The sequence below is a fragment of the Nocardioides agri genome, from assembly GCF_013778305.1.
GTDB classification, from domain to species: Bacteria; Actinomycetota; Actinomycetes; order Propionibacteriales; family Nocardioidaceae; genus Nocardioides; species Nocardioides agri.
The window spans coordinates 950,253-973,019 of record NZ_JACEIC010000002.1 but is presented as its reverse complement, the minus strand read 5'-3'; the positions used below and the strand labels follow the sequence as shown (position 1 = coordinate 973,019).

General features: G+C 73.0%; 23 protein-coding genes. 7 read left to right on the top strand and 16 right to left on the bottom strand.

Annotated elements, in window-relative coordinates; translation table 11 throughout:
• Positions 1-100 precede the first annotated feature (100 nt).
• Complete coding sequence (locus HZF07_RS09230; RefSeq protein ID WP_181644975.1) at positions 101-1,477, top strand: amidase; 1,377 nt, start codon at positions 101-103, stop codon at positions 1,475-1,477.
• A gap of 17 nt (positions 1,478-1,494) precedes the next feature.
• On the top strand, positions 1,495-1,905 hold the full coding sequence (locus HZF07_RS09225) for a VOC family protein (protein WP_157341106.1): 411 nt from the start codon (positions 1,495-1,497) through the stop codon (positions 1,903-1,905).
• A 7-nt stretch (positions 1,906-1,912) separates the two neighbouring features.
• Here HZF07_RS09225 and HZF07_RS09220 read toward each other — a convergent pair whose 3' ends face one another.
• The 11 genes from HZF07_RS09220 to HZF07_RS09170 are packed head-to-tail and all read right to left on the bottom strand — an operon-like array spanning position 1,913 to position 10,722.
• The gene (locus HZF07_RS09220) at positions 1,913-2,131 is read right to left on the bottom strand and encodes a hypothetical protein (protein WP_157341104.1); all 219 of its coding nucleotides are present in this window, start codon (positions 2,129-2,131) and stop codon (positions 1,913-1,915) included.
• Positions 2,132-2,146: 15 nt separating this feature from the next.
• Positions 2,147-2,719, bottom strand: a complete 573-nt coding sequence (gene idi / locus HZF07_RS09215; RefSeq protein ID WP_157341102.1) for an isopentenyl-diphosphate Delta-isomerase — start codon at positions 2,717-2,719, stop codon at positions 2,147-2,149.
• On the bottom strand, positions 2,719-3,549 hold the full coding sequence (locus tag HZF07_RS09210; protein WP_157341100.1) for a phosphatase PAP2 family protein: 831 nt from the start codon (positions 3,547-3,549) through the stop codon (positions 2,719-2,721). Before HZF07_RS09210 ends, idi begins: the two co-directional genes overlap by 1 nt.
• Positions 3,546-4,034 (bottom strand): glycosyl-4,4'-diaponeurosporenoate acyltransferase CrtO family protein, encoded by a 489-nt coding sequence (locus HZF07_RS09205; protein ID WP_157341098.1) that lies wholly within the window; start codon positions 4,032-4,034, stop codon positions 3,546-3,548. Before HZF07_RS09205 ends, HZF07_RS09210 begins: the two co-directional genes overlap by 4 nt.
• Positions 4,034-5,182, bottom strand: coding sequence for a glycosyltransferase (locus tag HZF07_RS09200; RefSeq protein ID WP_157341096.1), 1,149 nt, complete (start codon positions 5,180-5,182; stop codon positions 4,034-4,036). The genes HZF07_RS09205 and HZF07_RS09200 overlap by 1 nt, the downstream gene beginning before the upstream one ends.
• Entirely contained in the window at positions 5,175-6,536 is a 1,362-nt protein-coding gene (locus HZF07_RS09195) for a cytochrome P450 (RefSeq protein ID WP_157341094.1), read from the bottom strand. Before HZF07_RS09195 ends, HZF07_RS09200 begins: the two co-directional genes overlap by 8 nt.
• Complete coding sequence (locus HZF07_RS09190; protein WP_157341092.1) at positions 6,533-6,865, bottom strand: lycopene cyclase domain-containing protein; 333 nt, start codon at positions 6,863-6,865, stop codon at positions 6,533-6,535. Before HZF07_RS09190 ends, HZF07_RS09195 begins: the two co-directional genes overlap by 4 nt.
• Positions 6,862-7,203 (bottom strand): lycopene cyclase domain-containing protein, encoded by a 342-nt coding sequence (locus HZF07_RS09185; protein WP_157341090.1) that lies wholly within the window; start codon positions 7,201-7,203, stop codon positions 6,862-6,864. Before HZF07_RS09185 ends, HZF07_RS09190 begins: the two co-directional genes overlap by 4 nt.
• The gene (gene crtI / locus HZF07_RS09180) at positions 7,200-8,804 is read right to left on the bottom strand and encodes a phytoene desaturase family protein (protein WP_181644974.1); all 1,605 of its coding nucleotides are present in this window, start codon (positions 8,802-8,804) and stop codon (positions 7,200-7,202) included. The genes HZF07_RS09185 and crtI overlap by 4 nt, the downstream gene beginning before the upstream one ends.
• The gene (locus HZF07_RS09175; protein ID WP_198346371.1) at positions 8,801-9,682 is read right to left on the bottom strand and encodes a phytoene/squalene synthase family protein; all 882 of its coding nucleotides are present in this window, start codon (positions 9,680-9,682) and stop codon (positions 8,801-8,803) included. The genes crtI and HZF07_RS09175 overlap by 4 nt, the downstream gene beginning before the upstream one ends.
• Complete coding sequence (locus tag HZF07_RS09170; protein ID WP_157341088.1) at positions 9,679-10,722, bottom strand: polyprenyl synthetase family protein; 1,044 nt, start codon at positions 10,720-10,722, stop codon at positions 9,679-9,681. The genes HZF07_RS09175 and HZF07_RS09170 overlap by 4 nt, the downstream gene beginning before the upstream one ends.
• Before the next feature lie 83 nt (positions 10,723-10,805).
• Here HZF07_RS09170 and HZF07_RS09165 point away from each other — a divergent pair, with 83 nt between their 5' ends.
• On the top strand, positions 10,806-11,669 hold the full coding sequence (locus HZF07_RS09165) for a DICT sensory domain-containing protein (RefSeq protein ID WP_157341086.1): 864 nt from the start codon (positions 10,806-10,808) through the stop codon (positions 11,667-11,669).
• Here the strand turns inward: HZF07_RS09165 and HZF07_RS09160 are convergent.
• Genes HZF07_RS09160 through HZF07_RS09145 form a run of 4 tightly spaced genes read right to left on the bottom strand, consistent with a single transcriptional unit; the run spans position 11,650 to position 15,600 of the window.
• On the bottom strand, positions 11,650-12,474 hold the full coding sequence (locus HZF07_RS09160; RefSeq protein WP_181644973.1) for an ABC transporter ATP-binding protein: 825 nt from the start codon (positions 12,472-12,474) through the stop codon (positions 11,650-11,652). The genes HZF07_RS09165 and HZF07_RS09160 overlap by 20 nt on opposite strands.
• Complete coding sequence (locus tag HZF07_RS09155; RefSeq protein WP_181644972.1) at positions 12,471-13,520, bottom strand: FecCD family ABC transporter permease; 1,050 nt, start codon at positions 13,518-13,520, stop codon at positions 12,471-12,473. Before HZF07_RS09155 ends, HZF07_RS09160 begins: the two co-directional genes overlap by 4 nt.
• Positions 13,517-14,560: a FecCD family ABC transporter permease gene (locus HZF07_RS09150; RefSeq protein WP_181644971.1), complete on the bottom strand. Its 1,044-nt coding sequence runs from the start codon at positions 14,558-14,560 to the stop codon at positions 13,517-13,519. Before HZF07_RS09150 ends, HZF07_RS09155 begins: the two co-directional genes overlap by 4 nt.
• Positions 14,557-15,600 carry an iron-siderophore ABC transporter substrate-binding protein gene (locus HZF07_RS09145; RefSeq protein ID WP_157341084.1) on the bottom strand — a complete coding sequence of 348 codons (1,044 nt, stop codon included), beginning with the start codon at positions 15,598-15,600 and terminating at the stop codon, positions 14,557-14,559. The genes HZF07_RS09150 and HZF07_RS09145 overlap by 4 nt, the downstream gene beginning before the upstream one ends.
• Positions 15,601-16,546: 946 nt before the next feature.
• Here HZF07_RS09145 and HZF07_RS09140 point away from each other — a divergent pair.
• Positions 16,547-17,218 (top strand): lysophospholipid acyltransferase family protein, encoded by a 672-nt coding sequence (locus tag HZF07_RS09140; protein ID WP_181644970.1) that lies wholly within the window; start codon positions 16,547-16,549, stop codon positions 17,216-17,218.
• Here HZF07_RS09140 and HZF07_RS09135 read toward each other — a convergent pair.
• Positions 17,215-17,610, bottom strand: a complete 396-nt coding sequence (locus tag HZF07_RS09135) for a DUF5990 family protein (protein ID WP_157341082.1) — start codon at positions 17,608-17,610, stop codon at positions 17,215-17,217. The genes HZF07_RS09140 and HZF07_RS09135 overlap by 4 nt on opposite strands.
• Before the next feature lie 99 nt (positions 17,611-17,709).
• Here HZF07_RS09135 and HZF07_RS09130 point away from each other — a divergent pair, with 99 nt between their 5' ends.
• Genes HZF07_RS09130 through HZF07_RS09120 form a run of 3 tightly spaced genes read left to right on the top strand, consistent with a single transcriptional unit; the run spans position 17,710 to position 22,503 of the window.
• On the top strand, positions 17,710-19,791 hold the full coding sequence (locus HZF07_RS09130) for a hydantoinase/oxoprolinase family protein (protein ID WP_157341080.1): 2,082 nt from the start codon (positions 17,710-17,712) through the stop codon (positions 19,789-19,791).
• A complete protein-coding gene (locus HZF07_RS09125) occupies positions 19,788-21,701 on the top strand; it encodes a hydantoinase B/oxoprolinase family protein (RefSeq protein WP_157341078.1) in 1,914 nt (637 codons plus the stop codon). The genes HZF07_RS09130 and HZF07_RS09125 overlap by 4 nt, the downstream gene beginning before the upstream one ends.
• 52 nt (positions 21,702-21,753) lie before the next feature.
• Positions 21,754-22,503 carry a class I SAM-dependent methyltransferase gene (locus HZF07_RS09120; protein ID WP_157341076.1) on the top strand — a complete coding sequence of 250 codons (750 nt, stop codon included), beginning with the start codon at positions 21,754-21,756 and terminating at the stop codon, positions 22,501-22,503.
• Positions 22,504-22,767: the final 264 nt, after the last annotated feature.

Below are 22,767 nucleotides of genomic sequence, written 5' to 3'. Positions count from 1 at the left end.
GCGGCGGGATCACCGGTGCACCGGTGATCCCGTCACTTCTCAGGCGTTGCAACGGCCGAGAAGTGACAGGAGAGCCTGAGATGTCCGGGGGGCGCCGACCGTGAGCGACCTGACCGTGGCGTCGACCGCGCGGGAGATGGCGGCGGCGGTGCGCCGCAGGGACATCTCCGCGCGCGAACTGCTCGACCTGCACCTCGACCGGATCGCGGAGCGCAACCCGCAGCTCAACGCGATCGTGTCGCTCGACGAGGAGCGCGCCCGCGCGGGTGCCGCCGAGGCCGACCGGGCGCTCGCGTCGGGGGCCGAGGTCGGCCCGCTCCACGGCCTGCCGTTCGCGTTCAAGGACACCCACGCCGTGGCGGGCTGGCGTACGACGTACGGCTCGGTGCTCTACGCCGACCACGTCCCCGACCGCGACGACCTCCTCGTCGAGCGGGTACGCCGGGCCGGCGTGGTCACCATCGGCAAGACGAACGTGCCGGAGTTCGCGGCCGGGTCCCACACGTTCAACCGGGTCTTCGGCACGACCCTCAACCCGGTCGACCCGACCCGGTCGGCGGGCGGGTCGTCCGGCGGTGCGGCCTGTGCCCTCGCCAGCGGCATGGTGCCGCTCGCCGACGGCTCGGACATGGGCGGGTCGCTGCGCAACCCCGCGTCGTTCTGCGGGGTGGTCGGGCTCCGGCCGAGCCTCGGGCGGGTGCCGGAGTGGCCGCTCTACAACCAGTGGGAGACCACGTCCGTCGGCGGCCCGATGGCGCGCAACGTCGGCGACCTCGCGCTGCTGCTGAGCGTGCTGGCCGGCCCCGACCCGCGCGCCCCCCAGGCGCTCGGCGACCCGGGCTCGGCGTTCGCGCCACCGCTCGACGGCTCGCTCGCCGGGCTGCGCGTGGCGCTGTCGGTCGACCTCGGCGGGGCCTTCGAGGTCGACGACGAGGTGGCGGCGGTCGTGGCGTCGGCCGCCTCGATCTTCGACGACGTGGCCGATGCGCACCCGGTGCTGACCGAGGCCGACGACACGTTCCGCACCCTGCGCGCCTGGCACTTCCAGGCCAGGTTCGGCCGGCTGCTCGCCGAGCACCCCGACGCCTTCAAGCAGTCGCTGGCCGACAACATCCGAGCCGGCGAGGGGCTCACCGGCGCCGACGTCGCCCGGGCCTACGCCCAGCGCACGGCGCTGTCGGAGCGGATGCGCGAGTTCTTCGAGTCCTACGACGTGCTGGTGCTGCCGGTCTCGCAGGTCCCGCCGTTCCCCGCCGACCAGGAGTTCCCGGCGTCGATCAACGGCCGGCCGATGGAGACCTACCTCGACTGGATGCGCGCGGCGTACCTGATCACGGTCACCGGCTGTCCCGCGATCTCGGTGCCGTTCGGGCACACCACCGACGGCCTGCCGGTCGGAATCCAGCTGGTCGCGGCGCACGGCCGCGACCGATTCCTGCTCGACGTGGCGAGCGCGGTGGAGTCGGCGGTCGGCTGACTGGGTAAGGGCGGGCCATGAGCGACTACCCGCGCCTGCTGCACACCGTGCTCGACACGACCGACGTCCGCGGGCTCGCGGAGTTCTACCGCGAGCTGCTCGGCCTGCGGTACCGGCCGGGGGACGAGCCGCCGGCCAAGGGTCCGGACGACGCCGACTGGCTGGTGCTGGTCGACGACGACGGGCGCCGGGTGCTGGCCTTCCAGGAGGTCGAGCGGCTGGAGCCGACGACCTGGCCGGAGCACGACGTCCCGATGCAGCTGCACCTCGACTTCACCGTGCCGGACGTCGCCGCGCTCGAGCGGCACCGCGACCGGGCTCTCACGCTCGGCGCCCGGGTCCTGCTGGACCGCACCGACGACGAGGACGAGCCGCTCTACGTGCTCGGCGATCTCGCCGGGCACCCGTTCTGCATCTTCGTCGGCTGAGGACCCGTCAGATCCGCGACATCTTGGCGTACGGACTGCCGATGCGCAGGGTCTGAGACCCGAAGTCGACCGTGACGGCGTTGGCGTCCACGTGGGTCACGCGGCCCATCCCGTAGGCGTCGTGAGACACGAGGTCGCCGACCTCGAACGTCTCGATGACCGGCTCGGGATCCGGTTGGAAGGGGCTCGTGGCCAGGTGGCGTCGTGGCCGTGCTGGAGTACTCATCCCCTCCAGCATCCCTCATCGGAGCCGATCGAGCGCATTGCTGGCCGATTCTTTGCGAAATAGTCGGTCGTGGGGACCGATCTCCTCGATCTGCGCGACCAGCCACGGGCTCACGGCCCACGGTGCGGTGGCCACCAGGGCCAGGACGTCGTCGGCGGCGACCCACTGGTGCTCGGCGACCTCGGCGGGGTTGGGCTGCAGGTCGCCGTCCAGCGTGGCGACGAACACCGGGCACAGCTCGTTCTCGACCACGCCGCTGGCGTCCACGGCCCGGTAGCGGAAGGTCGGCAGCACGCACTCGACGTCTCGGACGGCAGTGCCGAGCTCGTGGGCCGCATAGCGGTGGATCGCGTCCACCATCTCCTCCGCGGGGCGGGGATGGCCGCAGAACGAGTTGGTCCAGACGCCGGGCCAGGTCCGCTTCGCCAGCGCCCGGCGGGTGACGAGGACGCGGCCGGCGGCGTCACGCACGTAGCAGGAGAAGGCGAGGTGCAGCGGTGTGCTGTCGGTGTGCACCCCGGCGCGCGGCGCGGTGCCGACCGGCTGCCCGTCGTCGTCGAGCAGCACCACCAGGTCCTGGGTCTCCATCAGGTCATCTCCTCCACGTGGGCTGGTGCTGCGGTCGGGGTACGGCGGCGCGCGGCTGCAGCCGCGACCAGGGCGATGCCGGCGGTGAGCCATCCTGCGACGACGTCGACGACGTAGTGCTCGCCGGTGTAGACGAGCGCGAGGGCCATCAGGACGACGTAGGCCAGCAGGGAGGTCCGCCACCAGCGGTTGACCGCCGGCCACAGGAAGCCGGCGACGAGCAGGGCCGCCCCCGCGTGCAGCGAGGGCATCGCGGCCACGGGGTTGCTGTCGCCCTGGCCGATCGCGCTGACGCGGGCGATCGGGTCGAGCTGCAGGTAGTGCCACCCGAAGCGGGAGATCCGGTCGACCTCGGCGACCGCGCCCCGGTCGGAGGCGAGCCACGGCGGCGCGGCGGGGTAGGCGACGTACACCGTCACGCCCACGAGCGTGAACGTCAGGACGGCGGTCAACCACGCCGCGAAGCGGTCGCGCATCCGGAACCACACGAGTGCCGTGATGAGCGGGATCGACACGAAGTGGGTGGCGTAGACGAGAGCCGCGACGGCGTCGTACCAGTGGGTGGAGCCGTCGACGAGCCGCTCCTGCAGCCACGCCGAGGGGAGCACGCCGAAGACCGCCTCGTCGACGGACGCAGGCCCGGCGACGTGGAGCGCGAACCCCAGCCGGTTGACGTCGCCTTCACGGCCGCCGGCGAGCGGGGCGCTGATCCACTGGGCGACGGCGTAGGCGACCAGGATCGCGCTCAACGGCGCCCAGGCGATGAGCAGCTGGGCGACCGGGCCGTGCTCGGAGCGCTCGGTGACCGGGTCCGCGGTGCGCGAGGTCATCGGGCCGCCAACCGTCCGGCCAGGGCGTCGATGCGGAACCGGTTGTAGCGCTGGATCGCGATGAACGGCAGGTTCACCGCGACGCCGTAGGCGATGAGCAGCGCGGCGGCGAGCGGCGGGTTCCACAGGACGAAGAGCGGACCGCACGCCATCGCCCACCAGTGGCAGAGCTCCGCGCGCCGCGTCTCGCGGGCGAACACGGCCAGACCAGCGGCGTCGTACGCCGGGAGCCGGCGCTTGCTGATCCCGCCGGCGAAGAGCGCGCCCGCCTCCGGCAGCCGGTCCTTCCAGCGGTGGATGCGGAGTCGCCGGCGGTACCACCGACCGCCGTCCTCGAACGCCCGCTGGCGCAGCAGCCAGCCGTCGCGCTCGAGGCGGCTGTCGTCGAGCCGGTGCGCGGCGTAGCCCGTCAGGGCGTGGAAGGCGCCCCACGCGGCGATGTCGACGATGATCGTCGCGGTCTGCGGCATCAGGAGCTGGAACATCAGGCGCGCTCCTCGACCGAGCCGCGGTCGCCCAGCCGCACCTCGCGGCCGCGCCAGCGGACCGACCGACGCACGACGGTCCGCACCAGGGACCGCGCGAACACGAGGTCGAAGGCGAGCAGCGGGACCGGGAAGAGCGCCCAGGTCCACCAGCGGAAGGAGCCGAGCCGACGCAGCACGGATCTCAGCTGGCAGGCCACCAGCACCCACGCCAGCGCCCAGAGGGCGGGGTGACCGTGGGCCGTCGGGAGGTCGCGCCCCGTCAGCGCGCCGGCCACGGCGAGCGACGTGCCCACGGCGACGGCATGGTGGGCGCTGACCCAGGCCACCGCGCCCAGGGCCGGCACCGGTGTCGCGGCCGACGCGCCCGACGCGAAGTTCTTGGTCCACCCGTCGGCGAGCTGCCGGAACCCGCCCGGGTAGCTGCGCATGCGCACCGACCTGTCGCCGATCGCGCACCGCACCGGCAGCCCGGCCCGGTCGTAGGCCGCGGCCAGCCGGACGTCGTCGAGGACCTCGTGCCGGACCGCCGCGTGCCCGCCGGCGCGCTCGTAGCTCGCGCGGGAGGTGAGCAGGCAGGGTCCGAAGGCCATCGGCCGCCCGCGAGGGTGCCGGCGGAAGACACCGCTGGCGAGGATCGAGACCGCGTTGAAGTAGGAGGACAGCTGTTCGTAGGGCCGGACGACGGCGTGGAACGGCTGGACGGACACGAGCCCGGGGTACCCGTCGTGGACCGCCAGCAGGCCGGTGAGCGCGTCCGGCGTCACGGTGGTGTCGGCGTCGAGGAAGAGCAGGAGCTCACCGTCGGTCGCCCGGGCGCCGACGTGGCAGGCCCAGGCCTTGCCGGTCCACCCGCCCGGCGGCTCTCCGGCCGGCAGCACGGTCGCGCCGCCGGCGCGCGCCACCTGGGCCGTCGCGTCCTGCGAGTCGTCGTCGACGACCACGACCTCGTGCAACGAGAGCTGCTGGAGGGACGCGAGCAGTGCCGGGAGCGTGGCCGCCTCGTCGCGGGCCGGCACCACGACCGAGACCGTCGCGGCGTCGGGCCGGCGGGCCGCGGTGCGCGGCAGGGTCCGCAGGTCGCGGGTGAGCCACGCTGCGGCGGCCAGCCCGACCAGCAGGAGGGCGGCGACCACGACGTCAGCCATGCGCACCTCCGGCCAGCGGGCGGACGATCAGCGGCATGCCGCCGGCGGGGTGCACCGCCACCTGCGCCTGCGCCGCCGGTCGGCGCCAGCCCGTGGGCACCTCGAGGCGGTACGACGCGAGCAGGCGGCTCAGCACGACCACCATCTCGCCGAGCGCGAACTCCCGGCCGATGCACAGGCGCGGGCCCCGGCCGAAGGGCAGGTACGCCGGGGGCGCGCCGCCGGCGCCGACGAAGCGCTCGGGCCGGAAGGCGAGCGGGTCGGGCCACGACTCGGCGCGCCGGTGCACCAGCCACGGGCTCACGATGACGAGCGTGCCGGCCGGCACCTCGCGGCCGCCGATGACGTCGGCCTCGAGAGCCCGCCGCGACAGTGCCCAGGCCGGCGGGAAGAGCCGCAGCGACTCGTCGACCACGGCTCGGGTCCACGGCATCGTCTCGCGATGACCGAGCAGGGACACCGGTCCCGGGTGCGCGGCGACCTCGGCGCGCACCCGGTCCTGGGCAGCCTGGTCCTCCGCCAGGAGCATCAGCGTCCAGGCGAGCCCCGCCGCCACGGTCTCGTGACCGGCGATCACCATGGTCACCAGCTCGTCGCGGATCTCCGCGTCGCTCAGGCCGCTGGCCAGCAGCAGGCCGAGCAGGTCGTCGCCGTAGGCGTCGGCGTCCGACGCCACCCCGCGCCGTCGGCGCTGGTCGACGAGGTCGGCGGAGATGCCGTCGAGGCGGCGCCGCGTGGAGCGCAGCCGCACGTTGGTGGGGGTCGGCGCCCAGGACGCCGTCGGCAGCACCGACCGGCCGAGCCGCACCACCAGGCCCGCCGCGTCGCTGGTCGCGTCGAGCAGCCGCTGGGCGTGGTCGGAGAGGTCTGCCGAGAACAGCGCCCGCCCGACCGCGTCGAGCCCGATCCGGTGCACGAGCGACGCGACGTCGACGAGGCCGCCGTGGAACGACGGGCCGAGCCGGGCGGCGATCGCGGCGTCGGCCGCGGCCCGCACCTGGCCCGCGACCGCGTCGAGCCGCTGGTGGTGGAACGCGGGCGCCGCCAGGCGGCGGTGCTCGATCCAGCTCGGCTCCGAGGAGGCCAGCAGTCCTGGCCCGGTGACGCGCGCGAGTGCGGCGTACTGCACCGTCTGCTTGCCCCAGCTGCGCGCGGAGGTCTGGAGCACCCGCCGGACGTCGGCGGGGTCGTTGAGCAGGAGCGCCGGAGGTCCGGGCACCGGGAAGGCGACGAGGTCGCCGTACGTCGCGGCGACCTCGCCCAGGAACGTGAGCGGGTCGGCTCGCACCGAGCGGAACGCTCGCGCCATGTCCAGGGCGGTCGGGCCCGGGACGCCGATGTCGGTCGGCCTCACGCCTGCTCCTCGGCTCGGGCTCCGAGGCGCACCCAGACCACGCAGGTGGTCAGCACCAGCGCGAAGCCGAAGGCCAGGTCCTCGACCGGGGCGAAGAGCAGCCGCCCGTCGCCGACGAACGTGATCGAGCCGCTGCCCAGGATCGTGTCCGGGTCGTAGCGGACGATGCCACGGCCGGTCAGCCAGCCGTTCGTCAGGAGCTGGAAGAACACGATGATCCCGTACGCCGACCACCACGTCCGCGTGCTCGTCAGCCGGGTGCGGGCGACCCAACGGTCGAGCACGACGGCCGCCAGCACGGCGACCACGGCGATCGCGGTGTAGGTCATCGCGCCTCCGTGCGGCGCAGGCCGCCCTGGGCACGGACCACGCGGACCGACTCGTAGGTCAGCACGGACACGAGCGGGATCACCACGAAGAACGCGACCTCCTCCCACGGCAGCCCGGCCAGCCGCCCCGGGAGCGTCTGGTCCGCGTCGAACCACCAGTGCCCGGCCGCCGTGGCGTAGAGGTCCCAGAGGAGGAACGGCGTCCCGGCGGCGAGCACGGTGAGCAGCAGCCGGACCGGCTGGTGCAGCACGCGGAGCCGGAACACCACCACGAGCGGCAGCGTGCCCACGAGGCAGAAGACCAGCATGCCGACGTAGGACCAGTGCTCGGCGCTCATCCGGGCACCGGTGCGGCCGACCGGTCGCCGGAGAGCCGCTTGAGCACCAGCTCCGCACTGATCAGGCACATCGGCAGACCCACGCCGGGAACCGTACTGGCACCGGCGTAGAGCAGGCCGTCGACCTTGGCCGAGGCGTTGCCGGGGCGGAGGAACGCGCTCTGGCGCAGCGTGTGCTCGAGACCCAGCGCACCGCCGCGCCAGGCGTTGTACTGCCGGGCGAAGTCCGCGGGGCCGACGGTGTGCCGCACCCGGATGCGGTCGCGCAGGTCGGGGACCCCGGCCCACGCCGCCACCTGGTCGATCGCGGCGTCGGCGGTCCGCTCCACCAACGCGGACCCCTGCCCGTCGTCGCCGCCCCCGCCGATCTCGACGTCGGCGGGCACCGGCACCAGCACGAAGAGGTTCTCGCAGCCCTCCGGCGCGACGGTGGGGTCGGTCTCGGACGGCTTGCAGACGTAGACCGACGCGGGGTCGGGGACTCGGGCCTCGGCGCCGAAGATGTCGCCGAAGTTCTGCCCCCAGTCGGAGGTGAAGAACAGTGAGTGGTGCGGCAGCTGGGGCAGGCGTCCCTCGACGCCCAGCATCGCGAGCACCGCGCCGGGGCCGGGGGAGCGGTCGGCCCACGCCGGCTCGGGGTGGGTCTGCAGCCCGGCCGGGAGCAGCGCCGTCTCGACGTGGTGCAGGTCCGCGGCGCCGACCACGACGTCGGCGTCGAAGGTCCGCGGTGCCCCGTCGACGGTCGCGGTCACCCCGGTGACGCGCGCCCGGCGGCCACCGGTGTCGGTGAGGATCCCGGTCACCGGCGCGTCGGTGTGCAGGCGGGCGCCGTGGCGCTCGGCGAGCGCGGCGACGACCTCGATGAGCCGGGTGAACCCGCCCTGCGGGTAGAGCACGCGGTCGCCGAGGTCCATGCGGCTCATCAGGTGGTACATGCTCGGCGCCCGGCTCGGCGAGGAGCCGAGGAACACGGCCGGGTAGCCGAGCACCTGCCGGATCCGGTGGTCGGTGAACCGGCCGGCGACGTGGCGCTCGAGCGAGCGGGTCAGCAGCCGGCCGAGCCGCGGGCCGCGGCGTACGACGTCGGGGGTCAGCAGGGCCGAGGGGGAGTCGAAGCTGGTGTAGAGGAACCGGCGCAGGGCGATGTCGTAGGTCTCGTCCGCGGAGCGCAGGTAGTCGTCGAAGCGCCGGCCCGCCCCCGGCTCCAGCGCCTCGAAGAGCGCGCGGTTGTGGGCGCGGTCGGGCCGGACGTCGATCGGCTCGTCGTACCCCTCGAAGAACACGCGGTAGCTCGGGTCGAGCGTCGTCAGCTCGAGCTCGGCCTCGACCGAGGTGCCGAGCAGCGCGAAGAAGTGCTCGAAGACCTCGGGCATGAGGTACCACGAGGCGCCGGTGTCGAAGCGGAACCCGTGCCGCTCGACGCTGCCCACCCGGCCGCCGAGGGCCGCGTTCTTCTCGAGGACGTCGACGCTGTGACCGCGCGACGCGAGCAGCGCGGCGGTGGCCAGACCGGCGATGCCGCCGCCGATCACCACGACCCGGCGCGAGTCGGGACCGGACGGCGGCGCGGACGCGCCCGGCTCTCGGAGGAAGGCGGTCACGCACGGCCTCCGTAGAGCGCCCGGGCCGCGAGGCGCAGCTTCACGGCGTCGGGGACCCGGACCCGGGTACGCCGCAGCTCGGCGGCGGGGGTGCCCCGGAGACGCCCGGCGAGCTCGGCGAAGGTGGCGTGCGCGGCCAGCACGGCCCGGCGGCTGCTCGGCGGCAGGCCGGGGATCACCGCGGCGGCCGCGTCGAGGTCGGCGTCGATGTCGTCGAGGATGCGGTCGCGGTCCTCGTCGGTGAGGCCGTCGACGTGCAGCCCGGGGAAGTAGGAACGGCTGAGGGTGTCGTGGTCCTCGGCGAGGTCGCGCAGGAAGTTCAGCTTCTGGAAGGCGGCGCCGAGCCGCCGCGCCCCGGGGGCGAGCCGCTCGTAGTCGCGGTCCCGCACGCCGGCCTGCCGCTCGACCACGAAGACTCGCAGGCACATGAGCCCGACGACCTCGGCCGAGCCGTAGACGTACCGGTCGAAGGTCTCGCGGGAGTGGACCGTCACGTCGAGGTCCATGCGCATCGACGCGAAGAACGGGTCGATCAGGTCGGCCCCGATGCCGCAGTCGCGGGCGGTGCGGGCGAAGGCGTGCACGACGAGGTTGGCGCTGTAGCCGGTCCGCAGCGCCTGGTGGACGTCCTCCTGCAGCGCGGTCAGCATCCGATCGCGGGCATCGCGCTCGAGCGTGACGTCCGGGTTGTCCACGATCTCGTCGGCGACGCGCACGAGAGCGTAGACGTTGCACACCTCGGTCCGCACCGGCCTGGCGAGCAGCCGGGACGCCAGCCCGAAGGAGCTGGAGTAGCGGCGGATCACGATCGCGGCGCTGGCCTCGGAGACCTCGTCGTAGAGGGTGCGGGCCCGCCGGCCCACGACCAGGGCCGTCACGCCGCCACCTCGTCGCCGGGCGCGGACACCGGGACGCAGGCGTCCACGACCGGCAGCAGCCCGTCCGCCACGTCCAGCGTCTCCAGGATCGCCCGGGCCTCGGCGAGGCGGGCCTCGATCATCTCCTCGACGAACGCGCGGGAGCCGCAGGCCGTCAGGAGCCGGCGGGCCTCGACCAGCTCCTCGGAGGTGAGGTCCCTGCCGACGTACCCGCTGAGGTCGGCCCACTCCGGGGTCGCGGAGGCGTGCACCAGGAGCGGGGTCTGCTTGCGGGTGCGCAGGTCGCCCGTGGTGCTCTTGCCGGTCAGGGCCGGGTCCCCGAACACGCCGAGCAGGTCGTCGAGCAGCTGGAAGGCGGCCCCGAGGAGGCGCCCGGCGTCGCCGAGGCGCGCCGTGGTGGTCGCGTCCGCATCGGCGAGCACCGCGCCGAGCTGCAGCGGCAGCGCGAAGGAGTAGATGCTGGTCTTCTGCTCCTCCATCCGCAGGCTGTCCTGCAGGTCGGCGGTGCCCGGGTGCAGGGCGTGGCGCACGTCGGCGAGCTCTCCGCAGGCGGTGGTGTGCAGGGCGTCGTCGAACAGGTCGAGCAGGCGGTGGACGACGTCGGGCGGGGCGCCGCAGGTGGCGACGGCCCGGATCGCTGCGGCGAGCGCGAGGTCGCCCGCCAGGATGCCGGCGGCCCGGCCGAGACCCGCCGCGTCGTCGGCGGCGGCCCCGTCTGCGATCGCCTGGGCGGAGTAGGTGCCGCTGACGTTCAGGCGGCCGCGGCGCACGTCGTCACCGTCGATGACGTCATCGTGGATGACGAACGCCGTGTGCAGCAGCTCGACCGCGGCCGCGACCTCGGCCGCGGCCTCCGGCCGACCTCCACCGAGCGTGTCGTGGGCCGCCACGACCAGGGCCGGCCGGAACCGCTTCCCGCCGTCGGCGGCGACCCGCACCGCCGTCCAGAGGCTGACCTGCGCCGGTCCGGTCGCCACCGCGCGGGCGTGGCCGTCGTCGAGGAGCCGGAGCAGCGCCTCGTCGGGATGGGGTGAGCTCACGGTCGGTCTCCCTCGAGTCGGGCGTGGTCGGATCAAATCTATGCAAGACTTCTGCAGAAAACTAGGCAGTGTGCGGAGGATATATGACTCGTCCTGGTCCCAGCCATCCGCTGACCATCAGCGACCTCGCCCAGCGGACCGGCGTGCCCGCCGCGACGCTGCGCAGCTGGGAGGCGCGCTACGGCTTCCCGACGCCGGCGCGCCTGGCGGGCGGACACCGCCGGTACGCCGAGTCGGACGTCGACCGGGTGCGCGAGGTGCTGCGGCACCGCGACGCGGGCCTGGCGCTCGAGGTCGCGGTCCGGCGCATCTCCACCGAGTCGACGCGCGCGCGGTCGATCTATGCCGAGCTCCGTCGCCGGCACCCGTCGCTCACCTCGCAGGTCCTGTCGAAGTCGAGCCTCGTCGCGCTGAGCCATGCGATCGAGGACGAGTGCTGCGCCCGGGCCGAGGAGCCGCTGATCTTCGGCAGCTTCCAGCGCACGGAGTTCCTCGACGCCTCACGGGCGCGCTGGGTCGAGCTGGCCCGGACTGCCCGGGCCGCCGTCGTGTTCGCGAACCACGCCACCCCGTACGCCGAGGTCGAGCCTGGTCGGCCCATCGAGGTCGCGGTGCCCGAGGGCGCGGCGCTCAACCGCGAGTGGGCGGTCGTGTGCGACGCCACCGACCTGCGGGCGTGCCTGGTCGCGGTCGAGCGACCCGGGCAGGACCAGTCCCTGGGCGCGCGACGCCGCTTCGACGCCATGTGGTCCGTGGACCCGGAGGTCGTGCGCGACGCGAGCCGGGTGGCCGCGAGCCTGGCCGACGACTACCGTCCCGGCTGGCGTCCCGGCGCGCTGACCCTCCTGGAGGAGGAGCAGTCGGGCGCATCGCCGGACCTGCACCGGGCGAGCGACCTGCTGAACAGGATGATCGGCTACCTCGACCTCAGCCGTCGACCGCGCTGAGGGGAGCGAGCGCGTGGTGCCGTCCGATCGGCAGCACCATCGGCTTGCCGGAGACCGGGTCCGGGATCACCTTGCTGTCCATCCCGAAGACGTCGCGCACCACCTCGGCGGTGAGCACCTCGGCCGGGTCGCCGGCCGCGTGCGGCCGGCCGGCGCGGACGGCGATGAGGTGGTCGGCGTACCGGGCGGCGAGGTTGAGGTCGTGCAGCACCATCACGATCGTGGTGCCCCGCTGGCGGTTGAGGTCGGTGAGCAGGTCGAGGACGTCGACCTGGTGGCTGACGTCGAGGAACGTCGTCGGCTCGTCGAGCAGCAGGATGTCGGTGTGCTGGGCGAGCGCCATCGCGATCCAGGTGCGCTGGCGCTGGCCGCCGGAGAGCTCGTCCACGGGCCGGTCGGCGAGCTCGAGGGTGTCGGTCATCCGCAGCGCCTCGGCGACGGCCGCGTCGTCCTCGGCGGTCCAGCGCGAGAGCATCCCCTGGTGGGGGTTGCGGCCCCGGGAGACGAGGTCGGCGACCGCGATGCCCTCGGGTGCGATCGGCGACTGGGGGAGCAGGCCGAGCGTGCGCGCCACCTGCTTGGTCGGCAGCCGGTGCAGGTCCTTGCCGTCGAGGACCACCCGGCCGGCCACCGGCTCGAGCAGGCGCGACATCGCCCGCAGCAGCGTCGACTTGCCGCAGGCATTGGCGCCCACGATGGCCGTGATCCGGCCCGGCGGCACGACCAGGTCGAAGGAGTCGACGACGACGCGGTCGCCGTAGGCAAGGGTGACGTCCTCGGCCTGCAGGGTGTGGTGCTCGGTCACAGTGATCCTCCGGCCCGGTTGGTGCGGATGAGCAGGTAGAGCAGGAACGGCGCGCCGAGCGCACCGGTGATGACGCCGACGGGGTAGCGGTTCTCGAACGCGAACTGGCCCACGAGGTCGGCGCTCAGCACGAGCAGGGCGCCGACGAGCGCGGCGGGCACCATCAGCGACGTACCGCCGCCGACGACCCGGGCCGCGATCGGGCCGGCGAGGAAGGCCACGAACGCGATCGGGCCGGCCGCCGCCGTCGCGAACGCGATCAGCACCACGGCCGCCAGGATCGCGACCAGCCGGGTGCGCTCGACCCGGACGCCGAGCGCGGTCGCGGAGTCGTCGCCCTGCTGGAGCAGGGAGAGGCTGCGGGCCTGGGTCAGCAGCACGGGGACGGCGAGCACCATCGCCACCGCGAGCGGGCGGACCGACTCCCACGAGGCGTTGTTGAGGTTGCCGGTGAGCCAGCGCATCGCGGCTTGGATGTCCCAGACCGCGGCGCGCATGAGCACGTAGGCGATCACGCTCCGCAGCATCACGTCGACGCCGATGCCGATGAGGATCAGCCGGGTGCCCGCGATGCCGTCCTTGTAGGCGAGCACGTAGATCAGCAGCGTGGTGCCGAGCGCGGCTGGGATCGCGACGAAGGAGACGGCGGTCGCGCCGAGCTCGTAGACCACGATGCCGATGACGGCGGCGGCGCTCGCGCCCGAGCTGATGCCGATGATGTCCGGCGACGCGAGCGGGTTGCGGAGCATGGTCTGGAAGGTGACGCCGCCGAGCCCGAACGCCGCGCCGGTCAGCAGGGCCAGCGTCGCGCGCGGCAGCCGCAGCTCGCCGACGGTGAACGACGCCCCGGGGACCGTCTCGCCGCGGACCACGTCCCAGACCTCGCCGGGGCCGTAGAACGTGTTGCCCACCATCAGGCTGAGCGCGTAGACGGCGACCACGAGGACGGCCAGGACGGCGACGACCGCCGTACGACGGACCCGCCGGCGGCGCCGGCCGTGGACGACGCGGGCGACGGCGTCGGGCCGGTCGAGAACCGTGGTCACAGGGCACGCACCTTCTGCCTACGGACGATGTAGATGAAGACCGGGGCGCCGACGAACGCGGTGATGATGCCGACGTCGATCTCCTCGGGCCGCGCGACCACGCGGCCGACGACGTCCGCCACGGTGAGGAGGGTCGCGCCGGTGATGGCGGCGAACGGCAGCAGCCACCGGTGGTCGATGCCGATGAGCAGCCGGCACGCGTGGGGCACGACCAGGCCGACGAACGCGATCGGGCCGGCGACGGCGGTCGCGGCGCCGCACAGCGTCACCGCGCCGACGAAGGCGAGCAGCCGGGTCGTGCCGACCCGCTCGCCGAGGCCCGCCGCCACGTCGTCGCCCAGGGCGAGGGCGTTGAGGCCGCGCGCCGCCGCGAGGCACACGATCGCGCCGACCACCAGGAACGGCAGCATCTGGGCGATCCGCGCGTACGTCGCGCCGCCGACGCCGCCGATCTGCCAGTGCCAGTAGACGTTCATGACGTCGACGCGGGGGAGCAGGATCGCGCTGATCAGGGAGCTGAAGGCGGCGGTCGTCGCGGCGCCGGCGAGCGCCAGCTTGAGGGGCGTCGCGCCGCCGCGCCCGACGGAGCCGATCGCGTAGACGAACGCCGCGGACCCTGCGGCGCCCGCGATCGCCACCCAGATGTAGGAGGTGGGGGCGGACAGCCCGAGGATCGTGATGCCGCTGACGACGGCCAGGGAGGCGCCCGAGGTGATGCCGAGGATGCTCGGGTCGGCGATCGGGTTGCGGGTGACGCCCTGCATCACCGCGCCGGCCACGCCGAGCGCGGCACCGACCAGGATCGCGAGCAGCGTGCGCGGGATCCGCTTGGCGACTGCGGCCTGGCCGATCGTGTCCTCGCCGCCGGTGAGCCCGTGCACGACGTCGCTCCAGCCGACGATCCGGGCGCCGAGTGCGACCGATGCCACGCACGCGACGGCGAGCGCGACGAGGGCCACCAGGACCCAGGTGAGACGGGTCGTCGCCGACCGCCGGCGGGCGGCGGTCGGCGACGACGCGCGGACGAGGGTCGTGGTCACGCCTTCGCTGCCGCCGCCTCGAGCAGGTCGAAGTACTCGTCGATGCCCCACGGGATGGAGAGCGGCGACGGGTTCGCCGACGCGGCGAGGGGGCTGGAGTCCTCGAGGGTGGCGATCGCGCCGGCCTCGACCGCCGGGATCTTCGAGAGCAGCGGGTCGCCCTGGATCTGGCCGACCAGCTTGCCGTCGGTGTCGCCGTAGGTGACGAAGAGGTCGACGTCGGCGAAGTCCTCGGGGTTCTCGGAGCTGCGCGTCACGTAGAACTCCTCGGTCTCGGCCGAGGCCTCCTCGACCACCTTCGGCATCGCCATGCCGACACTCGCCATGAAGCCCGGGCGGGTGTCGTGGGTGGTGTAGAAGCCGACCTGGCTGAGGTCGTTGGGGTCGATGTAGCTGAACATCACGCTCTTGCCGGCCAGGCCCGGGTGCGCGGCGTACGACTCCGCGACCTGCGCGTCGAGGTCGGCGACCAGCTGCTCACCCTCCTCGGCGAGCCCGAGCGCCTTGCTCTCGATGAGGACCATGTCCTGCACCGACGTGCCCCACGCGATCTCGGGGAAGGCGACGACCGGCGCGATCTTGCTCAGGGTGTCGTACTCCTCCTGGGTGATGCCGGAGTACGCCGCCAGGATCACGTCGGGCTGGGTGTCGGCGACGGCCTCGAAGTCGATGCCCTCGGTCTCGTCGAAGAGCACCGGGGTCTCGGCGCCGAGCTCGGTGAGCTTGTCCTCGACCCAGGGGAGGACGCCGTCGCCGTCGTCGTCGCCCCAGGTCGCCTTGCTCATGCCGACCGGCACCACGCCGAGCGCCAGGGGCACCTCGTGGTTGGCCCAGGCGACGGTGGCGACCCGCTCGGGCTTCTCCTCGATCGTGGTCTCGCCGTAGACGTGCTCGATGGTGACGGGGAAGGCGTCGGCCGCTGCCGGGGCGTCCGAGCCCTCGGACGTCGCGTCCTCGTCGGAGTCGCTGCCGCACGCGGTCAGGGACAGGGCGAGGACGGTGGCCGCCGCGGCGGCGGCCAGCAGGCGCGGTGCGCGCATGTCGGTGCTCCTTCGGGAGGATCTGGGGAGAGTCGCGATGACTCTTAGGTAAGGCAAACCTAACCAAAGCCTGCGGGGGCTTGTCACGTGGGGTGGGCTGTGGCCCGCGCCGCACCGTTGCCGACCGCCAGTTCTCCACAGGGTCTGGGGACAACCTGTGGATGTGGGTCGGATGTTGTGGACCGCGGGCCGTCGAGCTGTGGACCGACCGCGAGTTTCCGTGGAACCAGGAGTTTGTTGGCCATAGCCCTTGCGCGCGGCCCCGGCCAGGACATAGAACTTCTCCCACGCACCCCGGCAACGGGGAGCGGGACAGCTCGGAGACGAGGGTCCACACGGAGGTCCGCCGGCTTGCCGGAGGGCCGCCGCGGCGGCTGGGTGACGAGGCCGCTGGGACCGGAGTCGATGAGTGTGTCGACCGGAAGCGTCACCGTTACCGGTCAACTGAAGGGCCCTTGCGACTCATACTCGCAAGGGCCCTTCGCCCATTTCCGGGCTTCGGTGGTGGAGGAAGGCGCCCTGGCGCCGCTTCAACCACCGGGTGGCAGTGCCGCTCAGCTGTGGGGATCTGAGCGATTTCTGTGGACAACGGCCCCCCGTTCTGTGGATGACCCGGCGATTTCCGGTGGAACCGAAGGAATGTTCGCCCCAGGTCTTGCGCGGCGTGTGACGCAGGGCATAGAACTTCTCCCACGCCCTCCCGCAAGGGAAGGCGGGACAGCTCGGAGATGAGGGTCCACACGATGCGGAACCGGCTTGCCGGGGAAGCGTCGCAGCGGCGAGGTGACGGCGTCCGCTGGGGCCGGAGTCGAGGAGCAGTCGATCGGGAGCGTCACCGGTACCGGTCAACTGAAGGGCCCTTGGAACTCATACTTCCGAGGGCCCTTCGCCTATTTCCGGGGCTCCTCGGTTCGGAGGACCCGTCGGTAACCACGACACTGGCGGGGTGGAGCTCTACACGGTGGTGCACACGGTCGTGGCACCGGTCTCGAAGGCGATCTGGCGACCCACGGTGACGGGTCTGGAGAACCTGCCCCGCACCGGCCCGGTGATCCTCGCCAGCAACCACCTGAGCTTCGCCGACTCGCTGGTGATCCCGATCGTGGCGCCGCGCAAGGTCGCCTTCCTGGCCAAGTCCGACTACTTCAACGGCACCGGCGTGCGCGGCCGGCTCAGCAAGCTGTGGTTCGAGGGCATCGGCATGCTGCCCGTCGACCGCGACGACCCGAGGGCCGCACTCGGCAGCCTCGACACCGCGCTCGAGGTGCTCGGCCGGGGCGAGGCGTTCGGGCTCTACCCCGAGGGCACCCGCTCCCGCGACGGCCGGCTCTACCGCGGCCGCACCGGTGTCGCGCACCTCGCCCTGACCGCCGGCTGCCCGGTCGTCCCCGTCGGGGTCACCGGCACCGAGAAGCTCCAGCCCGTCGGTGCCCGGCTGCCGCGGATCGTCCCGGTGACGGTGCGGTTCGGCGAGCCGATCGAGGTCGCCGGCCGGTACGACGGCGTGCCGCCCGGCAAGGCGCGCCGCGAGATCACCGACGAGATCATGCGCGCCATCCAGGCCCTCACCGGTCAGGAGGAGGCGGGCGTCTACAACGAGCGCGCGCTCGACGCCTAGGGCCTGGCCCGCCACTCGATGGCGGGCGGGCGGACGCGGGCACACCGCGGGCCACCCTGCTCGTCGGTGAGCGACACGGTCGCCACCACCGTGCCGTCCGCGACGACGGGCGCGTCGGCCAGCATCAGCTTCGCGCGCCGGAACATGTCCCACCCCTCAGAGGTGGGCGCGCCCCACGTCAGGTAGAGGAACCGCTCGCCGCGCCGCCCGTGCACCGCCGGCCCGCGCAGGTCGCCGTCGACGGCCTGCACCTCGGTCTCCCAGCGCGCCGACGACGCGTCGCCGGGCACCGCGCCCACCGGCTCCGAGCCGACCTGGAGCGCGACGTGCACGTCGGCGTACGCCGCGAACGTGCGGCCCGGCAGGTCACGGCCCTCGATGACGATCCGCATCGGTCCAGTGTGCCGCTGGCAGAGGTTGCCGGAGGACCACCGGTGTGTCGGCAACCTCTGCCGTGGCCCGCACGTCTCGTGCCCGGTTGAATCGTCGTCATGCCAGGGCAGCGACGGATCCGGATCGGCATCGACACCGGCGGCACGTTCACCGACGTGGTCGCCAACGACCCGGACACCGGGGAGCTGGTCACCACCAAGACCCCGTCGACGCCGAGCAACCCGGCCGACGGGTTCCTTGCCGGGATCGACAAGGTGCTCCGCCTCCTGGGCGCGACCGGCGCCGACATCGACGCCGTGAGCCACGGCACCACCGTCGCCACCAACCAGCTGCTCGAGGGCAAGGTCGACCGGCTCGGCTTCATCACCAACACCGGCTACGAGGCGATGCTCGAGATCGCCCGCCAGTCGGTGCCCGACGGCTACGGCAACAGCTACTTCTGGGTGAAGCCGGACCGCATCGTGCCGCGCGACCGGGTCAGGGGCGTCGAGGGGCGCCTCGACGTCGACGGCGACGAGGTGCGGCCCTTCGACGAGGACGGCGCTCGCGCGACCGCCCGCTGGTTCAAGGCGCAGGGCATCACCACGCTCGGGGTCTGCTTCCTGCACGCCTACGCGAACCCGGCGCACGAGGAGCGGATGCGGGCGATCCTCGCCGAGGAGCACCCCGACGCGATCGTGTCGCTATCGAGCGAGGTGCTGCGCGAGTACCGCGAGTACGAGCGCGCGATGACGACGCTCGTCGACGCGGCCGTGAAGCCGCGGCTCTCGGCCTACGTCAACAACATCAAGGCGCGGCTGACGTCGTACGACGACCGCGTGATCCCGTTCTACGTGATGAAGTCCAACGGCGGCGTGCTGTCGGCCGACGAGGTCGTCCACCAGCCGATCACCACCGTGCTGTCGGGGCCGGCCGCGGGCGCCCTGGGTGCGGCGCTGATCGCGAAGGTCGCCGGGTTCGACAGGGTCCTCACGAGCGACGGCGGCGGCACCTCCACCGACGTCTCGGTCGTCATCGACGGCGAGCCGACGCTGACGACCGAGGGCTCGGTCGGCGCCTTCCCCTCGAAGATCCCGATGATCGACGTCGTCACCGTCGGAGCGGGCGGCGGCTCGATCGCCTGGCTCAGCGCCGAGGGCACGCTCAAGGTCGGTCCGCAGTCGGCGGGCGCCGACCCCGGCCCGCTCTGCTACGGCAAGGGCGGCACCGAGGTCACGATCACCGACGCGCACGTCGTCCTCGGCCGCATCCCGCCGCACCTGCTCGGCGGCGAGATCCCGCTCGACGTCGACGCGGCGCGCGCCGGGATCGAGGCGCTCGCCAAGCAGCTCGGCCTGACGCCGGAGGCCTGCGCGACCGGCGTCCTCGAGATCTCCGCCTGGAACCAGGCCAACGCGCTGCGCCAGGTCACCGTCAAGCGCGGCCTCGACGTCCGCGACTTCACGCTGACGACCTTCGGCGGCTCCGGCTCGCTGCTGCTCTGCCGGCTCATGGACGTGCTCGGCATCCCGACCGTGCTGGTCCCGCCCAACCCCGGCAACGTCTCGGCGTTCGGCCTGCTCACCGTCGACGTCAAGAACGACTACGTCCGCACGCACGTCACCCTCGCCGACAGGCTCGACGCCGCGGCGGTCGTGGGCATCTTCGACGACCTCACCGCGCAGGCGGCCGAGGCGCTGGCCAAGGAGGGCTTCGACCCGGCCGAGCACCAGTTCGTCCGGACCGCCGATCTGCGCTACTTCGGCCAGGCCTTCGAGGTCCGGGTGCCGGTCGCGGCCGGCGAGCTCGACCCGCGCGCGGTCGCCGACGCCTTCCACGCCGAGCACAAGGCGCTCTACGGCTACGACTTCTCCGGCGACACCAGCCAGCAGGTCGAGTGGGTCAACCTCCGGGTCTCCGGCATCGGCCCGATCCAGCGGCCCGAGATCCGGAGGCACCCGCTCGTCGACTCCTTCTCGTTTCCCGACCTGCCGACGCGACCGGTCTGCTTCGACGCTGCCGTCGGGTACGTCGCGACGCCGCTCCACCAGCGCAGCGACCTCAGGCCCGGCACGGTCGTCGTCGGTCCGGCCATCATCGAGGAGTTCGGCTCGACCGTCCCGATCCACCCCGGCTTCGGCGTACGCGTGGACGAGTACCTGAACCTGATCGTGACCCGAGTCCAGGAGGACGAGCGATGAGCCGCCGCGCCCCGACCCAGTTCCCGTTCGGCCACCTGACCGCCGACGCCGGCGCCAGCGCCGACCCGGTGCTCGTCGAGATCGTCCAGGGCTCGCTGGCGAGCGTCGAGATGGAGGTCGAGACCGCGATCGGCCGCACCAGCCGCAGCCCGATGATCCGCGACGCCCACGACTTCCGCGCCGGCATCCACGACCGGTTGCTGCGCAAGCTGACCGGCCGCTCGTACTCCGCGCTCGTGCACCCGGTCGCCCGCGACTTCCCGATCGAGGAGATGCGCGAGGGCGACGTCTTCTTCCACAACGACGTCTATCGCTCCGAGGGCGGCATCGGGCACCTGCCGGACCTCTGCGTCACGGTCCCGGTCTTCAGCGGGGGCACGGTGGTCGCGTTCGTGCAGGCCTTCGGCCACCACGACGACATCGGCGGCGCGGTGCCGGGCTCGATGCCCTCCAACGCCACCAGCGTCTTCGAGGAGGGCCTGATGGTCCCGCCGATCCGGCTGTGGGACGCCGGCGTGCCCAACAAGGCCGCCCTGGCGATCATGACCCGCAACTCCCGGATGCCGGAGTCGCTGGCCGCCGACCTCGACGCCGAGTGCTCCGCGTGCCTGATGGGCGCGCGTCGCCTCGGCGAGCTCTTCGACCGGTACGGCGTGGAGACGGTCGAGTCCTGCTTCGACGCGATCATCAGCCGCACCACCGAGACCTACCGCCGCGAGATCCTGTCGCAGATCCCGGTCGGCTCCTGGGTGTGGGAGGACTACGCCGAGCACGACGGCGTCGACGAGCCGATGCTGCACACGCAGCGGATCACGCTGACCCGCACCGCGGCCGACGATCCCGACGGCGAGCGGCTGATCCTCGACTTCGACGGCACCTCGCCGCAGGCGAAGGGGCCGATCAACCACTGCGGCGACTACAGCGACGGCGTCTTCCTCAAGAAGTGGCTCGCGCCGATCCTGCGCAACCTCGCCGACAGCCCGGAGCGGATGGCCGAGCTCGACGTCAACGAGGGCATCGTGCCGCTCATCGAGATGCGCTTCCCCGAGCCCGGGACCCTGCTCACGCCGGTGTTCCCGGCGCCGACCAACGCCCGCACGTTCGTGATCCTGCGGCTGCTCGGCGTGCTCGCGGGCGTCGTCGCCAAGGCAGTCGACGGCCGGATGCCCGCCGACCAGGAGACGATCCGCTACACCGGGGTCTACGGCGAGGACCTCGAGGGTCGGCCCTACCTCATGCGCGAGGTGCTCGGCGGCGGCTCCGGCGGCCGCTACTACGCCGACGGCGAGGACACCATCCACGTCGTGCCCGACTCGCGGAACCTGCCCACGGAGTTCACCGAGGCGCGCTTCCCGTTCCGCGTCGAGTCGCTGTCGCTGGCCGTGGACAGCGGGGGAGCGGGCCGCTTCCGCGGCGGCCTCGGCTACGAGAAGCACATCCGGATGCTCAAGGACGGTCACTTCATGTCGATCGCGGACCGGTCGATCCTGGCCTGCTGGGGCGTCAAGGGCGGCCTGGCCGGCCAGCCCTTCCAGGTCACCATCGACCCCGGCGGGCCGGCCGAGCGGGAGGTCGACGCCCTCGCCGACGCCGAGCCGATCAAGGCCGGCGAGGTGGTCCGGATCCGCACCACCGGTGGTGGCGGATGGGGCAACCCGCTCGAGCGCGACCCCGCCCTCGTCGTCCGCGACGTCGTGTGGCGCAAGGTGTCGCCAGCGGCCGCGCTGGCGTCGTACGGCGTGGTCCTGACCGGCTCCCTCGACGACGACTCGCTGTCCTTCGACGAGGTCGCGACGGCCGCCGAGCGCGCCGACCGACCGGCCCCGAGCGAGGCGTTCTTCGACCGCGGGCCGGGCTATGCCGCGCTCGCCGCCGACGGCTCGGCGTACGCGGCGGTCGACCTGGTCTGAGCGGCATCGCTACGCTGCGCAGGAGGCTGACGACCCGCACCGAGGGAGGGCCATGACCGACCCGAACCCGCTCGAGCAGTACTTCCGCGCCAACCAGGGCCGGCTGATCCACAAGTGGGTGCACTACTTCGAGATCTACCACCGGCACTTCGAGCGGTTCCGCGGGAAGCCGGTGACGGTCCTCGAGTTCGGTGTCAGCCACGGCGGCTCGCTGCAGATGTGGCGTGACTACTTCGGCGCCGACGCGCGGATCTACGGCGTCGACATCGACCCGAGGTGCGCCGAGCTCGGGGGACCCGGCACCGAGATCTTCATCGGCGACCAGCAGGACCGCACGTTCCTGCGCTCGATCGCCGACCGGGTCGGCCCGGTCGACGTGCTCATCGAGGACGGCGGCCACAGGATGAAGCAGCAGATCGCGACGTTCGAGGAGCTCTACCCGCGGATGTCACCCGACGGGTGCTTCCTCATCGAGGACCTGCACACCAGCTACTGGCCGAAGTTCGGCGGCGGCTACCAGCGGCCGGGCACGTTCATGGTGTACGCCAAGGGGCTGACCGACCAGCTGAACGCCTGGCACTCGAGGGACGACCGCTTGGCGGTCGACGAGTTCACGCGGACCACGAAGTCGATGCACTTCTACGACAGCATCGTCGTCCTCGAGCGGGGTGTGGTCGAGAAGCCGCACACCGAGAAGACCGGGCGGTTCTCCTTCGGCAGGCACCAGGGCGAGACCTTCGACCCGGAGGTCCGCGCCCGGCGGCTCCGTCGCCGGGCGCGACGTCAGGCCGCCGGCGGCTGAGAGAGGCCCGCGAGCGGTGGGTGCGGGTGCGACCACCATCGCCGGCAGCTGAACGGAGGGCACTGGGTCGCGCAACGTCGCTGGCGCCTCGGTCCTCGCCGCTGCACTGGAGGTGGGCACCGCGTTGATGCTCATCGCGGCGTACTCCAACAGAATCCCGGCTGGGACCTCTCGGGAGCGTCCACACGTGCCGCGGGATGCACCTCATCGAGCCGCTGCCTTCGTGAAGGGTCGCGACGCGTTCGGCAGCGCGACCCGCCAACC

Bases quoted from the DNA above. Each gene is read 5' to 3' on its own strand.
- HZF07_RS09225 (WP_157341106.1), top strand. From the start codon at position 1,495: ATGAGCGACTACCCGCGCCTGCTGCACACCGTGCTCGACACGACCGAC.
- HZF07_RS09220 (WP_157341104.1), bottom strand. From the start codon at position 2,131: ATGAGTACTCCAGCACGGCCACGACGCCACCTGGCCACGAGCCCCTTC.
- idi (WP_157341102.1), bottom strand. From the start codon at position 2,719: ATGGAGACCCAGGACCTGGTGGTGCTGCTCGACGACGACGGGCAGCCG.
- HZF07_RS09210 (WP_157341100.1), bottom strand. From the start codon at position 3,549: ATGACCTCGCGCACCGCGGACCCGGTCACCGAGCGCTCCGAGCACGGC.
- HZF07_RS09205 (WP_157341098.1), bottom strand. From the start codon at position 4,034: ATGTTCCAGCTCCTGATGCCGCAGACCGCGACGATCATCGTCGACATC.
- HZF07_RS09200 (WP_157341096.1), bottom strand. From the start codon at position 5,182: ATGGCTGACGTCGTGGTCGCCGCCCTCCTGCTGGTCGGGCTGGCCGCC.
- HZF07_RS09190 (WP_157341092.1), bottom strand. From the start codon at position 6,865: ATGACCTACACCGCGATCGCCGTGGTCGCCGTGCTGGCGGCCGTCGTG.
- HZF07_RS09185 (WP_157341090.1), bottom strand. From the start codon at position 7,203: ATGAGCGCCGAGCACTGGTCCTACGTCGGCATGCTGGTCTTCTGCCTC.
- HZF07_RS09165 (WP_157341086.1), top strand. From the start codon at position 10,806: ATGACTCGTCCTGGTCCCAGCCATCCGCTGACCATCAGCGACCTCGCC.
- HZF07_RS09145 (WP_157341084.1), bottom strand. From the start codon at position 15,600: ATGCGCGCACCGCGCCTGCTGGCCGCCGCCGCGGCGGCCACCGTCCTC.
- HZF07_RS09135 (WP_157341082.1), bottom strand. From the start codon at position 17,610: ATGCGGATCGTCATCGAGGGCCGTGACCTGCCGGGCCGCACGTTCGCG.
- HZF07_RS09130 (WP_157341080.1), top strand. From the start codon at position 17,710: ATGCCAGGGCAGCGACGGATCCGGATCGGCATCGACACCGGCGGCACG.
- HZF07_RS09125 (WP_157341078.1), top strand. From the start codon at position 19,788: ATGAGCCGCCGCGCCCCGACCCAGTTCCCGTTCGGCCACCTGACCGCC.
- HZF07_RS09120 (WP_157341076.1), top strand. From the start codon at position 21,754: ATGACCGACCCGAACCCGCTCGAGCAGTACTTCCGCGCCAACCAGGGC.